The organism is Virgibacillus dakarensis, assembly GCF_900155625.1.
GTDB classification, from domain to species: Bacteria; Bacillota; Bacilli; order Bacillales; family Amphibacillaceae; genus Lentibacillus_C; species Lentibacillus_C populi.
In genome coordinates this window covers 695,462-708,283 of the sequence record NZ_LT732553.1, presented here as the reverse complement: position 1 = coordinate 708,283, position 12,822 = coordinate 695,462, and the positions used below count along the sequence as shown (strand labels likewise).

Sequence of the window (12,822 nt, the reverse complement as noted above, 5' to 3'; positions counted from 1 at the left end):
ATTGGAGATAAAACAGCTAATAACGTTTAAGACAGCTGCAGAAAATCTAAACTTTACACAAACTGCAAAACGATTAAAATACGCTCAATCCAGCGTGACTGCGCAAATTAAATCCCTTGAAAAGGAACTAGATACACAGTTGTTTGAACGTTTAGGGAAAAAATTATATTTGACAGAATCGGGACGTCAGTTTAAAAATTATGCTGATAAATTGATTGCACTTTCAGAGGAAGCCAAATTGGTTACCAGCGGCTTAACAGAGCCAGCGGGGACCCTTATCATTGGCGCGCAAGAAAGCCAATGCACATACCGACTTCCTCCTTTATTAAAAGAATTTAAGGATCAGTTTCCCAATGTTAAACTTATTTTTAAACCTGCACATTCAGATGAGATGGCTAAAGAACAACTCCTAAATGGGGAACTCGACGCAGCTTTTATTATGGATGTATTAAAAACAGAAGAAACGTTAACCGTAGAACCACTTATGCAAGATGAAATGAAATTGGTTGCCTCGCCTGATCACCCTTTAGTAAATAAAGAGAAGGTTTTCTCTTATGATTTGGAACAAGAAACCCTTCTGCTTACCGAGAAAGGATGTTCATATCGTAAAATATTGGAAGAATCCTTGCGTGAAGACGATGTGTATCCTGTTAACCAATTTGAATTTGTTAGCATCGAGGCGATCAAACAATGTGTAATTGCCGGACTTGGCATAGCTATTTTACCCGCCATGGTAGTAGAAAAGGATATTAATCACGGCCTAATGAAAGAACTCAAGTGGGAACATTCTACCCCTTCTCTTTTTACGCAAATTGCTTGGCATAAGGATAAACTATTGACAGTTCCCTTAATGTCTTTTGTTGAGTTAACTCGCAGGACACTTAAAGGTGAAAACATGAAGGAAATGAATGGACAAAACAACCAGCAGCTAAATGTTTAAGTTACAGCTAGATCGAGTTGCAGGGATTACCATATGTTAGAATCTGTTAGAAATGCCTAAACTTTTAATGTAAAGTGGTTTAGGCATCATTTCACTTTACCCTTCCAAGAGGCATTATTTTTATGGCTGTATATCATCATCTGATTCGGACAGTATTTATTTGGATTTGGACAGTATTATATTCGTTTTGGATAGTATTGTCCTGTTTTGAACAGTATTGCTACTCAGCCGATTAATATTTACTCTTCCATAAACCTTTGACACGCAAACAAAAATAAGCTATATTACCAATAGGCGAACAATAACTTTAAATCCAAAATTAATATTCGTATTTAGGAGTGTAAAACATGGAAAATGTGTTTGATTATGAAGATATCCAGCTAATTCCGGCAAAATGTGTTGTTAATAGCCGGTCGGAGTGTGATACTGCAGTAACATTTGGTGGACATACATTTAAACTGCCGGTAGTACCGGCAAATATGCAAACGATTATCGACGAAAAGATAGCGCTTTATTTGGCAGAACATAATTATTTTTATATTATGCATCGGTTTACACCTGAAAAAAGATTAGCTTTTGTAAAAGATATGCAGGCACGCGGACTATTTGCGTCGATAAGCGTTGGTGTTAAGGAAGAAGAATATCAATTCATTGAACAGTTATCAGATGAAGAGCTGTCACCAGAATACATTACGATTGATATCGCTCACGGGCATTCTGATTCAGTGATTAAGATGATTCAGCATATTAAGAAACACCTTCCTAACAGCTTTGTAATCGCTGGAAATGTTGGAACACCAGAAGCAGTCAGGGAATTAGAACATGCTGGTGCGGATGCGACAAAAGTGGGCATTGGTCCTGGAAAAGTATGCATCACGAAAATCAAAACCGGGTTTGGAACTGGCGGCTGGCAATTAGCCGCACTAAGATGGTGTGCTAAAGCTGCAAGTAAGCCGATCATCGCGGACGGTGGCATTCGTACACATGGAGATATTGCAAAATCAATCCGCTTTGGTGCCTCCATGGTCATGATTGGCTCCTTATTTGCCGGCCATGAAGAATCCCCAGGCGAAACCGTAAAAAAAGACGGCAAGCTTTATAAGGAATACTTTGGTTCAGCCTCAGAATTTCAAAAAGGCGAAAAGAAAAATGTAGAAGGCAAGAAAATGTTTGTCGACTATAAGGGTCCATTACAGGATACATTGAATGAAATGGAACAGGATTTACAGTCCTCCATCTCTTATGCAGGAGGAAACAAGCTGGAAGCAATCCGCAATGTCGACTATGTTGTGGTGAAGAATTCCATTTTTAATGGGGATAAGGTTTATTAAGAAAAGTAAAAGAGCTAAAGAAGGGAGATATCCCTCCTTCTTTGGCGCTTTTTATTCTTCATATCCCTTAAAAGTACCTGTATCCTGATAAAATCAATTTCTTATTCCTCCTGCATCGAAGTTATTAACTGATCAGCCAAAACTTTGGCAGACAATACCCCACCGAAAACCGGGGTATCCCCTGGTATTTGATGTACATTACCAGACTTCACAAAGCTTAAATTCTCCCAAACAGGATTTTCTTTCAGCTGATTTTCAAAAACATTATCATCTTCTTGCACAATATACAAGAATTGGAGATTATCTTTCTGGAAATTCTGAAGTGCTTCTATACCAACTTCACTAAATCCATATTGCTCCGGTTTTTCGGTTTGATAGGCGTTTTTAAAACCAAGTCTCTTCATCACCTGTGCCACAATCGAATTATCTGTATACAATCGTAAAACTGGAGAATTTTGCACAGAAAAGGCCAATGTTGCAATATATTCCTTTCCATCCATTCCAAGCTCAGCAACACGTTCTTTTTGTTCGTCATAAAATGCATTCAAATCGGCAATTTCTTGCTTCGCTTTGTCCTCTTTATCTACAATTTTGGCTATTGTTTTAAATTCATTCATCATCTCATCATGTAGATTTTCGGATCCATTACCATAGGGTGCGAAGGTTACGGTAGGTGCGATTTTATTTAGCTGATCCAATAATTCCCCATGTCTGAACTTTGCTGCAATAATTAAATCGGGGTTCAAACGCGAAATCGCTTCTAGATTTGGTTCTTGTCGTGTACCAACATCTTGAACACTGTCTGCCAATTCTTCATCAATATTAATCCACTTATTGTATTCATCAATATTCGGTACTCCTGCAGGCTGGATGCCTAATGCCAGCAAATGTTCCGCATAGAACCATTCCAGTACAACAATTTTTTTCGGTGTCCCTTTAATTGTTTTTTCCCCAATACCATCCTCAATCTTGATGGTTCTTTCTGTATCGTTCTCAGATTTACCAGAATTTTCATCCCCCGAATCATCACTGCAAGCGGTTAATAAAAAAAGCATGATGGCACTAACTAGAAAAATCCACCTTTTCATATCCATCCTCCTCATAAACTGTAAATCAGGAAATTGATAATCATGTTTCAAACGTGAACAAATAGTGCTGTGGTGCCTATATGTATGCCTAATTTAACGGTGCATTGATTAAATTTCCAGAGGGCACAGCCATTTATTTTTATTTAAATGAAAAACACACTTGATAATGATTATCAGTTTCAGTTACAATATAACTATAAAAACAGAAATGATTTATGTCAACTATATTTTCAAAATAGTTGTGCGGAGAGGTACATACTACATTACATTTTGAGGTGATCCATTTGCATCGTTCCAATGAATGCTTTGATATTACTATAGTCGGTGGTGGACCTGCAGGCTTGTTCTCAGCCTTTTATAGCGGTTTAAGGGAAATGAAAACAAAGATCTTGGAATACCAGCCACATCTCGGCGGAAAGGTCCACGTTTATCCAGAAAAAATCATTTGGGATGTCGGCGGACTGACTCCTGCTCCTGCCTCCCAGCTTATTAACCAAATGATCAAGCAGGGGCTTACATTTGATCCGGAAGTAATATTGGGAACAAAAGTAACGTCCATTTCTAAGAATGAGGATGGGCTATTTGTACTAGATACCAATTCCGGCGAAAAGCATCTTTCTAAAACCGTCGTATTGGCAGTAGGCGGCGGTATTCTTAATCCAGTGAAAATCCCAATTGTAGGAGCCGAGAAATTTGAGCTGACAAACCTGCACTATACGGTGAAGTCACTAAACCGGTTCTGCAGAAAAACAATCATCATTTCCGGCGGTGGCAATACAGCAATCGACTGGGCCAACGAACTTGCGCCAATTGCTGAAAAGGTATATCTAACCTATCGAAAGGAAAAATTAAAGGGGCATGAAGCCCAAATATCCCAGCTTGAAAACAATGCTGTGACATGTTTGTTAAATACGTCGATAACGAAATTGATTCCAGGCCAAAACCACGAACAAATTGAAATGGTTGAACTAACAAACAAAGACAATGGAATGAAACACGAAATAGCCATAGATGAGGTAGTGATCAACCATGGCTATGAACGTGATACGGATTTACTAGATAATAGTCCGCTTTCAATTAAACGAAAGGATAACTACTTTATCTTAGGTAACGCAATGAGTGAGACATCAATTGACGGACTATATGCTGCAGGAGATATTCTTCATCATGAAGGGAAGCTTCATTTAATTGCCGGTGCATTCCAGGATGCAGCGAATGCGGTTAACCGAGCAAAGCAATATATTCACTCAGACGCAGAACAAATTGCAATGGTTTCCTCCCACAATGAAATTTTTAAAGAACGAAATAAGAAAATTGTACGGGAACTGATCAAGTAAAATCCATGAAAACAGGAAAGGACTACACTTCCTTTCCTGCCTTGTTCAAAGCAGTTCATCTCCCCTGCTAATTTTTTATAATGGTATTTTCCAAGCTCATTTCCGAAAATAACCTGCTAGGTTTATACGATTCTGCTAGAACAAAAAATTGCTTCCATCATTCTGATCCATTACCAGTAATGACAGAATTAGGCTCTTCCTTGTGTTTTTCCTCTCTTAAAAGCTGTTTATCATATAACCTGAAAAATGGATAATAAATAGCCATTGACACAAAAAGATTTACGATCATTAGTGCCCCGCCACGAAGGTCTCCCGTCGTAAGCACACCGGAAAATGGAGGCGGAGTAGTCCAAGGAATAATGACGTACGGTTTACCTACGAGACCAATTGACATTGAGATCCATGTGATAACGCCGACAACCAACGGAACAATAATAAACGGAATAATAATTAAAGGATTTAATACAACCGGTGCTCCAAATATGACCGGCTCACTTATGTTAAAGAAACTCGACCAAATAGAAGCCTTGCCTAAGCTTTTAAGATGCTTTGATCGTGCACGCCATAAAAACAAAATCGTCAAAGCAAGCGCCATTCCAGATCCGCCAACTGCAAACCAAATCGCCATGAACGGCTGACCAATAATATGAGGCAGTTCTTCTCCAGCTTTTTGTGCTGCAACATTCTCTTCCGTTAAGCTGTACCAGATTGGCGCCATGACGCTGGCAACAATAGAAATTCCGTGAATTCCAAATGACCAAAGCAAATGTATAAGGAAAATTGCAATAAGTGCCCCCCATAAACTGCCACCAATCATTTGCAATGGTTCACGAAGCAATGTGGCTACCAAATCATGTAAAGATAAATCAAACAAGCTATTTAATAGAATGTTTATTCCCCAAACAATAAAAATAATAACTGCCCCTGGTATTAATGCAGTAAACGCTCGCCAAACTGACGGAGGGACACTGTCCGGCATACGAATAACAATTTTTTTCTCTTCAAAGAAGCGGTACACTTCAACCGTAAAAAGTGCTAAAATAATTGCAATAAATAATCCTTCACTACCCATCAGATTTAAAGGGATATTGCCATTCTCGGTATGTGGTGTGGCGACAAAAAAGGCAGCTACACTCAAAACCCCTGCTGACAAAGCATCCATTTTATAACTCCCAGCAAGGTTATACGCAATTGAAAACACGGCAATGAGTCCAATAAGCCCAAATGTTGCATCAACAGGAATCGTCAATGTTGCCGCATACGGCTTCATGAATTCTGCCCATGACTTGATTGGTGGGTAAGCAATAATCAAAAAAATACTTCCGATTATTAACAAAGGCATCGTAGCAATGATCCCATCCCTTATTGCTTTTAAATGACGCTGCTCCGCCATTTTTCCCGCAACAGGCATAAAATAACGTTCCATAAGCGTACTAAATCTATTCATTCTGATCTCCCCTTTTTTAGGAATCATTATCCATTAAGGCCATGGCCTGATCCAGCACCCTCCCACCGTCCCCAATTCCATAAGCTTTCATATCAATGATATCTATTGGCTTACGTGCTGCTTCTGCCTTCGGGAAAAATGTATTTTTCTTGTACCGTATTTGCGGCCCTAGCAAAATGACATCCGCTGTCTCTAGCTGTTCATCAAAGGAATCAATCGAAAGGGCCTCAATTTCTACCTCCATATCTTTATCAATTGCAGCCTTCTTCATTTTCTCTACTAGTAAACTAGTACTCATTCCCAATGCACACAATAAGATAATTTTCATTTACATACACATCCCTTCCGTTAATTAAGCTTTGGTAGGCAGGTTGATTAACTAGCAGTATTTAAACTAGTTTTGGCTTTTTTTCACAAAAATGATATAAAATAATGCAACTATAGTTTATAAACCTAAACTTTTTTCATTATATGTATGAAAACGCTATATATTACAAACTAGAATGGATATATATCGATCAAAACATTAGAAAAACTCGGCATTCGCCCCGTCTATAATAACGGATGCTAAAGTTTTTTCTTATACTTTAATCCTATAAACGCTTTAAGTGGAAGTAGAGTAGAAAACAGGAGTTAGATATTGCCTTCTTGTCCTCGGGTTTCAGGGTTTTCCACCTTACTAAGCCAGACTTGAGGGCAATTCCTCTTCCTGTTCCCCCTCATCAAACCGTACATGAGGTTTTCCCTCATACGGCTTTCCGACGTTCTTCTTTCTTTGGCATTACGTACTTGTCTAACTCGCCAATTTCACTAATTTATATTTGGTCATTTCTATTACCTCGCCCATTTTACTGTGTTTGTGGCGTTTATTTCGTTTCCTGTTCCAAAATATTGTAAGTCGTTCAAGTACATACCAGTCGATACGATTAAGCCATTTCTTAGCTATCGGGGAAGTAAGATAGTAGTTCTTAAACCCTTGCAGCTTTCGATTCAGCCCTATTATGAGATCTTCTATGTCTAGGGACAATTTATTGTTCTTTCCCACATATTCCTTGATCTTCTCTCGCATTTTCTTCATTGCCTTTTTACTCGGTATGTGCGACATCACATGTATTTTGTAACCGCCTTTAATAAGAATAGGGAATTTTCTGTGATGAAGTCCCAAGAAGTCAAATCCATCTGTATTATCCCATATATTGACAAGCCTTGATTTCTCAGGACTAAGTGTAAGGTTCAGTTTCTTCATGATACCTCTTAATACCTGAATACTTTCCAACGCTTGTTGCTTCGTAGAGCACATAATAACAAAGTCGTCTGCATAGCGAACAATTTGCCCCAGGTGTGCAAACTTCTTATTCCAGAGTGAGTCCAATACATTTAGATAGATGTTCGATAATAGTGGCGAGATCACACCACCCTGCGGAACCCCGGTTACAGAATCACGAAAATGGCCATCTTCCATGATTCCTGCTCGCAACCATTTGCGAATGAGTTTTAGTACTCTTCTATCGCTAATTCTCATTTTCACTAGCCTCATCAGTTTATCTTGGTTGATGTTATCAAAATACCCTTTAATATCGGCATCTACCACCCAAGCAGACTTCTTACTGGCTTTCTTGATTTTCGCTATGGCTTGATGGGCATTGCGTTTTGGTCTGAATCCATACGAGCAATCTTGAAAATCTGTTTCGAATATGGGTTCTAGTACCAGTTTTGTTGCCATCTGTGCCACTCTGTCCTTAATGGTTGGGATTCCCAGTGGTCTTGTTTTCCCATTTCCTTTTGAAATATAGGTTCTTCTGACTGGATTTGGACGGAATTGATTTTCCTTTAGTTCAAGGTATAACTCATTTAAGAATTCCCTTTCCCCATAGTCATATACAATCTCATCGATTGTTTGCCTGTCGATTCCACCACTTCCATTCTTGGATTTGACTCTTTTCCATGCTTCCGCCAGTATATCAGGACGATAGATCTTATCATATAGTGCGTGAAATCGTCTCGTAGGACTTTCCTTGGCACAAAGATATAAAGTTGATCGGAGTCGTTGAGCTTTTCCATTGGTGTAGTTAGCCAGTTTTCCGGCATTCACTTACTCGTACCTCCTTTCAAACTTGTGAACGAAGTAGGGTATTGGCTTATGCCGTCCTTCCCTAGACAATGTTGTGTTGTCATCGTCATCATCGGTACTATGACCCCCTCCGACTCCCTCTCAGCCCTTCCACCACTTCACCATCGGCTTATAGGTTTCTGTTTTACTCCGTAGAGTGACCGAGGAGGGTATCCCCAGTTCCGTTAATTACTTTCCTAACATGTCGCTCCCCTTACCCCGAGAGATTCTTCAGTGCTGCTCTTCCAAGTTCTTGACACCTTCCATGGTCTTCTCCTTCCTTTGCCAGGATCGACTTCTCCTTGTCCACGTGTGGGTCTGCTGACGAGGCGGCAGGATTCACTTTTATGTTACGACCTGTTAGGTTGCTCGCACTACTGAGTGTGCTTTGTCACAAGGCTTCAACCTTAGGATTTCTCCACCAGTTACTTGTCAGCTACCAAGCGTCTTGGTACTTACTTGGGTTGGACTTTCACCAACTCGCAATTAACAGCGTGCTGGGCACGCCAAAGGCGCAAGCGCCCGTTTAGCGACGTATGGACTGGACTGAGCCGTAGGAGATAAAGGAAACACGGTGAGCTGAAAGCGAACCGATGTTGACTTATCGTACGGAGGTGAGGGAAGTCCACTAGTCGCTGGGCGCTGGAGCCGGACGTGGCTTACCCTGCTGAGAGCAGAATAGAGCCTAAATTTATATACTTTCTTATCTTTCAAAAAAGAATCAGAATTGATCTGATTCCTGGACTCTTAGGCTATATTGTCTCTTCAAAACCTAATGCATAACGTCGATTACAATCCGGTTAGAGAAATATGGTGTTTCATGGATAACCGATTCTTCCTTTAAATAAAGATCCGCTTTAAATTCACCTTCCTGAAACTGGTATTCAATCTTGGAAATGACCGGACTGTTTGATATAGTTATCTCTCCAGATTCTTCTAGCTCGCCACCATTTTCTGCATGAGGTACATGCAATATCAGCCTCCGATTTTCTTTTTCAATGTCGTATTGCGTGTTTTTATTCAGGTCAAAAACCGTTCGAGTAAAGTCACCGTGAACACCATATCGAATGTTCTTGATTATATTCGTATCTACCGTTACGTTTCGCTCCACACTTATCCCGTTATAGGTTGCTATTAACGTTCCTTCACCCTGTTCAGTTGGAATAAATACACCGTTTTCAACCCTGCCAATGTCTCCTTCTATCTGCCAATCGACCTCATTCTGTGCAATATCCAGATCTTCACCATTTTCATCAACTCCATGTACAGTTAAATTTATTTTTTCTCCTGGTGCCACTTCTATATCAAGAGGTAAAATGCCAAGAACCGACTGCTTTTTATAAGGTGGTGTCTGATTGGGATACGGCGGATATAATAAGTACTTGTTACGTACATTGTCTTTCCAGTATTCCAATTCATCTTCCCAGCTTTCGATAATTTCATCTACCGGCTGATTTTGAAGAATCATTTCTCGCACATTTGCATCACCAATTAATTGGTTATATGAAGTATCGATTGTAAACTTCCCTGGGTTTTGATCACGCATTGCATCTACTAGATGAAGCCCTAACGCGACAAGATTAATAGCCTGCGGATCATCGACGTGAACTTGAACACCGGCGACAAGCTCACCTTTATATTTGCTAAATTGTGGGGTGAAATAGGCTGAACGGAAGCGAACACCTGGGATGTCCCTGTTTCTCAATTCATCAACAAGATCCTCTGCATTTAGCCAGGGAGCTCCAAGTAATTCAAATGGTTTGGTTGTTCCTAAGCCTGTCGTTAAATTCGTATCTTCAACCAGTTCGGTGCCAGCATATAAATCAGCCGAAGTTGGTGTCGGGATATTTGGTGACGGCTGTATCCATGGCAGGCCTGTATCCTCATAATGCATTGTTCGCTTCCAGCCCTTCATTTTTGCTACCTTTAAGTCAATACCTAATCCGTATTCATGGTTCCACATCGTTGCAAGTTCACCAACGGTCATACCATGTCTGACAGGAAGTAAAAACCTGCCCATAAAACTAACCGAATCAGCATCTCTAACAGGTCCTTCTACCCTATCACCGCCGATAGCATTCGGCCGGTCAAGTACAATTAATTCCTTATCATATTCAGCAGCAGCTTCCATGGCAAAGCCAAGTGTATAGATATACGTATAGACATTCGAACCGATATCCTGAATATCAAACAATAGTACATCCACATCTTCTACCATTTCTTCAGTAGGCTTCCAGGTTGGACCATATAAGCTATACACAGGTAACCCCGTTTCTTCATCTATATACGATTCGACATACTCTCCCGCTTCACGATCACCCCGAATACCGTGTTCCGGGCCAAATAATGCGGTTAAATGAACATCGTTGTTTTGATAAAGCAGATTAATGTCACTTTCCAATTGCCGATTAATACCAGTAGGATTGGTAATCAATCCAACCCTTTTATTCTTTACCCAATCTAAATGTTTCTCCAGGAAAACCTCAATACCGGGGACAACATTTCCTTTTGGTGGATGATCCGCTTTTGCAGCTTGCGTTAATTTTGTCTCCGTTGAGGAAATAAGTAAGAAAACAGAAATACTAACAATTGATAGAAGCAGCCAGCTCCATCTGTGTTTCATCAACATCTCCTCCCAATTAGTTTCTTTCAATCGTTATTTATCATCCCACTTCTTCATTAAATACTCCGCTTCCCATTGCTTTACTTAACGAGTCGTTTATATCAATCAATGGTTGTTGTAACACCTGAACATTCTCCGCTTCCCCAGGAACAAGCTCAATAGTTTGCACATAGCTTTTCCCTTCATGATTGATAAATATTGAAGCGAATATGATCGTAGTGAAAACGACAGCTAATGTAAATTTTCTTTTCATCACTTTCCCCTCATACTAAACAGAATCCCCTTTTGTCTCCAAAAGGGGGTCTAGTAAACGCTTATTGCCATATTTGAATCATGGCATCTGCTTTGGTTTGCAGCATTTTGTGGGCTTTATCAGAAATCAGTTCATTTTCTTTCTGGTAATCTAGCAGCGCTTTAAAACTTTTCATATGTTTGATAACTTTGTCCGCCTCATTCTTTTGCTCATACTGGCTTACGGCGGTTACATGAAGCTCTAATTTATGCACAGCATCATCATCCATAATTTCTCCACTTTCCTCCAGCGATGCTATAATACTTTTTATATCTGCTGCAGTAACGGTGTAAAGAAGATAATCTCTTCTTACCTCCTTGAATGCCTGTAAATCTGCTTGCCATTCATTTGTAATTTCGTCAACCGATGCACCCTGCTCTATTTTCTCGCGTACCCAGCCGTTTCCAATCAAATTATCAAAAAATGAAATTCCATCATTATTCTCTGCCCGAAAGGCAAAATCGTCCTGATACATATCATGAATTGTCTTCACAATGGTGAGCCCCGTCTTGATGGATTGGTAGGCTGCCCGATCGGTTACGTAGATTTCAATTCCACCAGACAGTTCACCAGCATGTTTCGAGAATTGTGGTGTAAAGTAGGCGGCTCTAAAACGGACACCAGGCAGATCAGCGGCATTAAGCTGTTCCGCCAGTGCATCTGCATCAATGAATGGTGCCCCAATTAACTCAAATGGCTTAGTTGTTCCCCTGCCCTCTGAGACATTGGTTCCCTCAATTAAAGCAGCACCCGGATAAACAATGGCCGTATCTAATGTTGGCATGTTTGGTGATGGCAGCACCCATGCCAGTGGAGTATCATCATAATACATCGAACGTTCCCATCCATGCATGTTAACAACCGTAAGCTCTGCATTAATATCAAATTCTTCATTAAATAATAACGCGAGCTCACCTACCGTCATTCCGTGCCGCTGTGGAATCGGGTACAAGCCTACAAATGAGGAATAATCAGGATCAAGCACTGGTCCTTGTACATTCAAACCGGAAATCGGATTTGGACGATCGAGTACAATTATTTCAATATCATTTTCCGCAGCTGCTTCCATGGCATAGGCCATCGTATAGATGTAAGTGTAAAACCGTGCTCCAACATCTTGAATGTCAAATAGTAGCACATCCACACCCTCTAACATTTCCGGTGTCGGCTTTTTCGTATCACCATATAAGCTATAGACGGGCAACCCCGTTTTCTCATCAATATAAAAATCAACACCTTCACCAGCCTGTGCCCCCCCACGAACCCCATGTTCCGGTCCGTAAAGTGCAACAAGATTCACATCTTCGTGATGAAACAATACATCAACAATACTATTTAAATTTTGGTCAACACCTGTTGGATTCGTAATCAAACCGACATTTTTTCCTTTTATCTTATCAATTTTTTCATTAAGTAATACGTCGACACCAAGCTCAAATGGGTCCTCATTTTCTGTCGGCTTCTTCCCGGTCTCTTTTCCACTAGCTGATATAATCGTCCAGGATGACAATATGAAACATATTGCAAGCAACACAACATACCATTTTTTCATATGAAAGTCCCTCCATTTTTAGGAATGACAAACGATTTTATATCCGATTTGGACAATATTCTGCTCATTCAGGACAGTATGACTGACTTAGGGGAGGTTGGA

10 protein-coding genes and 1 pseudogene are annotated in these 12,822 nt (G+C 40.1%); 3 read left to right on the top strand and 8 right to left on the bottom strand.

Annotated elements, in window-relative coordinates:
• The first annotated feature begins 1 nt into the window (after position 1).
• Together CZ382_RS03550 and guaC are read left to right on the top strand one after the other, a co-directional pair.
• Positions 2 to 940: a LysR family transcriptional regulator gene (locus CZ382_RS03550; RefSeq protein ID WP_088049849.1), complete on the top strand. Its 939-nt coding sequence runs from the start codon at positions 2 to 4 to the stop codon at positions 938 to 940.
• A gap of 347 nt (positions 941 to 1,287) precedes the next feature.
• A complete protein-coding gene (guaC, locus tag CZ382_RS03545) occupies positions 1,288 to 2,271 on the top strand; it encodes a GMP reductase (protein WP_088049848.1) in 984 nt (327 codons plus the stop codon).
• 101 nt (positions 2,272 to 2,372) lie between these two features.
• Here guaC and CZ382_RS03540 read toward each other — a convergent pair whose 3' ends face one another.
• Entirely contained in the window at positions 2,373 to 3,359 is a 987-nt protein-coding gene (locus CZ382_RS03540; RefSeq protein WP_088049847.1) for an ABC transporter substrate-binding protein, read from the bottom strand.
• A 284-nt stretch (positions 3,360 to 3,643) separates the two neighbouring features.
• Between CZ382_RS03540 and CZ382_RS03535 the strand changes: the two genes are divergently transcribed.
• Positions 3,644 to 4,696, top strand: a complete 1,053-nt coding sequence (locus tag CZ382_RS03535; RefSeq protein WP_088049846.1) for an NAD(P)/FAD-dependent oxidoreductase — start codon at positions 3,644 to 3,646, stop codon at positions 4,694 to 4,696.
• A 157-nt stretch (positions 4,697 to 4,853) separates the two neighbouring features.
• Here CZ382_RS03535 and celB read toward each other — a convergent pair whose 3' ends face one another.
• From celB to CZ382_RS03505, 7 genes and pseudogenes are all read right to left on the bottom strand, one after another.
• Positions 4,854 to 6,143 carry a PTS cellobiose transporter subunit IIC gene (gene celB / locus CZ382_RS03530; protein ID WP_088050965.1) on the bottom strand — a complete coding sequence of 430 codons (1,290 nt, stop codon included), beginning with the start codon at positions 6,141 to 6,143 and terminating at the stop codon, positions 4,854 to 4,856.
• 16 nt (positions 6,144 to 6,159) lie between these two features.
• The gene (locus CZ382_RS03525; RefSeq protein ID WP_088049845.1) at positions 6,160 to 6,471 is read right to left on the bottom strand and encodes a PTS sugar transporter subunit IIB; all 312 of its coding nucleotides are present in this window, start codon (positions 6,469 to 6,471) and stop codon (positions 6,160 to 6,162) included.
• A 465-nt stretch (positions 6,472 to 6,936) separates the two neighbouring features.
• Complete coding sequence (gene ltrA, locus CZ382_RS03520; RefSeq protein WP_088049344.1) at positions 6,937 to 8,235, bottom strand: group II intron reverse transcriptase/maturase; 1,299 nt, start codon at positions 8,233 to 8,235, stop codon at positions 6,937 to 6,939.
• Between the two features lie 790 nt (positions 8,236 to 9,025).
• Positions 9,026 to 10,876 (bottom strand): exo-beta-N-acetylmuramidase NamZ family protein, encoded by a 1,851-nt coding sequence (locus CZ382_RS03515; RefSeq protein WP_088049844.1) that lies wholly within the window; start codon positions 10,874 to 10,876, stop codon positions 9,026 to 9,028.
• A gap of 40 nt (positions 10,877 to 10,916) precedes the next feature.
• Positions 10,917 to 11,129 (bottom strand): hypothetical protein, encoded by a 213-nt coding sequence (locus tag CZ382_RS03510; RefSeq protein WP_088049843.1) that lies wholly within the window; start codon positions 11,127 to 11,129, stop codon positions 10,917 to 10,919.
• A gap of 61 nt (positions 11,130 to 11,190) precedes the next feature.
• Positions 11,191 to 11,439 carry an FIMAH domain-containing protein gene (locus CZ382_RS24745; RefSeq protein ID WP_371871386.1) on the bottom strand — a complete coding sequence of 83 codons (249 nt, stop codon included), beginning with the start codon at positions 11,437 to 11,439 and terminating at the stop codon, positions 11,191 to 11,193.
• 18 nt (positions 11,440 to 11,457) lie between these two features.
• Positions 11,458 to 12,720 (bottom strand): annotated as a pseudogene (locus CZ382_RS03505) (exo-beta-N-acetylmuramidase NamZ family protein); the annotation flags it as partial.
• Positions 12,721 to 12,822: the final 102 nt, after the last annotated feature.

Excerpts from the sequence above, each read along its gene's own strand:
- guaC (WP_088049848.1), top strand. The coding sequence starts at position 1,288 with ATGGAAAATGTGTTTGATTATGAAGATATCCAGCTAATTCCGGCAAAA.
- CZ382_RS03540 (WP_088049847.1), bottom strand. The coding sequence starts at position 3,359 with ATGAAAAGGTGGATTTTTCTAGTTAGTGCCATCATGCTTTTTTTATTA.
- celB (WP_088050965.1), bottom strand. The coding sequence starts at position 6,143 with ATGAATAGATTTAGTACGCTTATGGAACGTTATTTTATGCCTGTTGCG.
- CZ382_RS03525 (WP_088049845.1), bottom strand. The coding sequence starts at position 6,471 with ATGAAAATTATCTTATTGTGTGCATTGGGAATGAGTACTAGTTTACTA.
- CZ382_RS03515 (WP_088049844.1), bottom strand. The coding sequence starts at position 10,876 with ATGAAACACAGATGGAGCTGGCTGCTTCTATCAATTGTTAGTATTTCT.
- CZ382_RS03510 (WP_088049843.1), bottom strand. The coding sequence starts at position 11,129 with ATGAAAAGAAAATTTACATTAGCTGTCGTTTTCACTACGATCATATTC.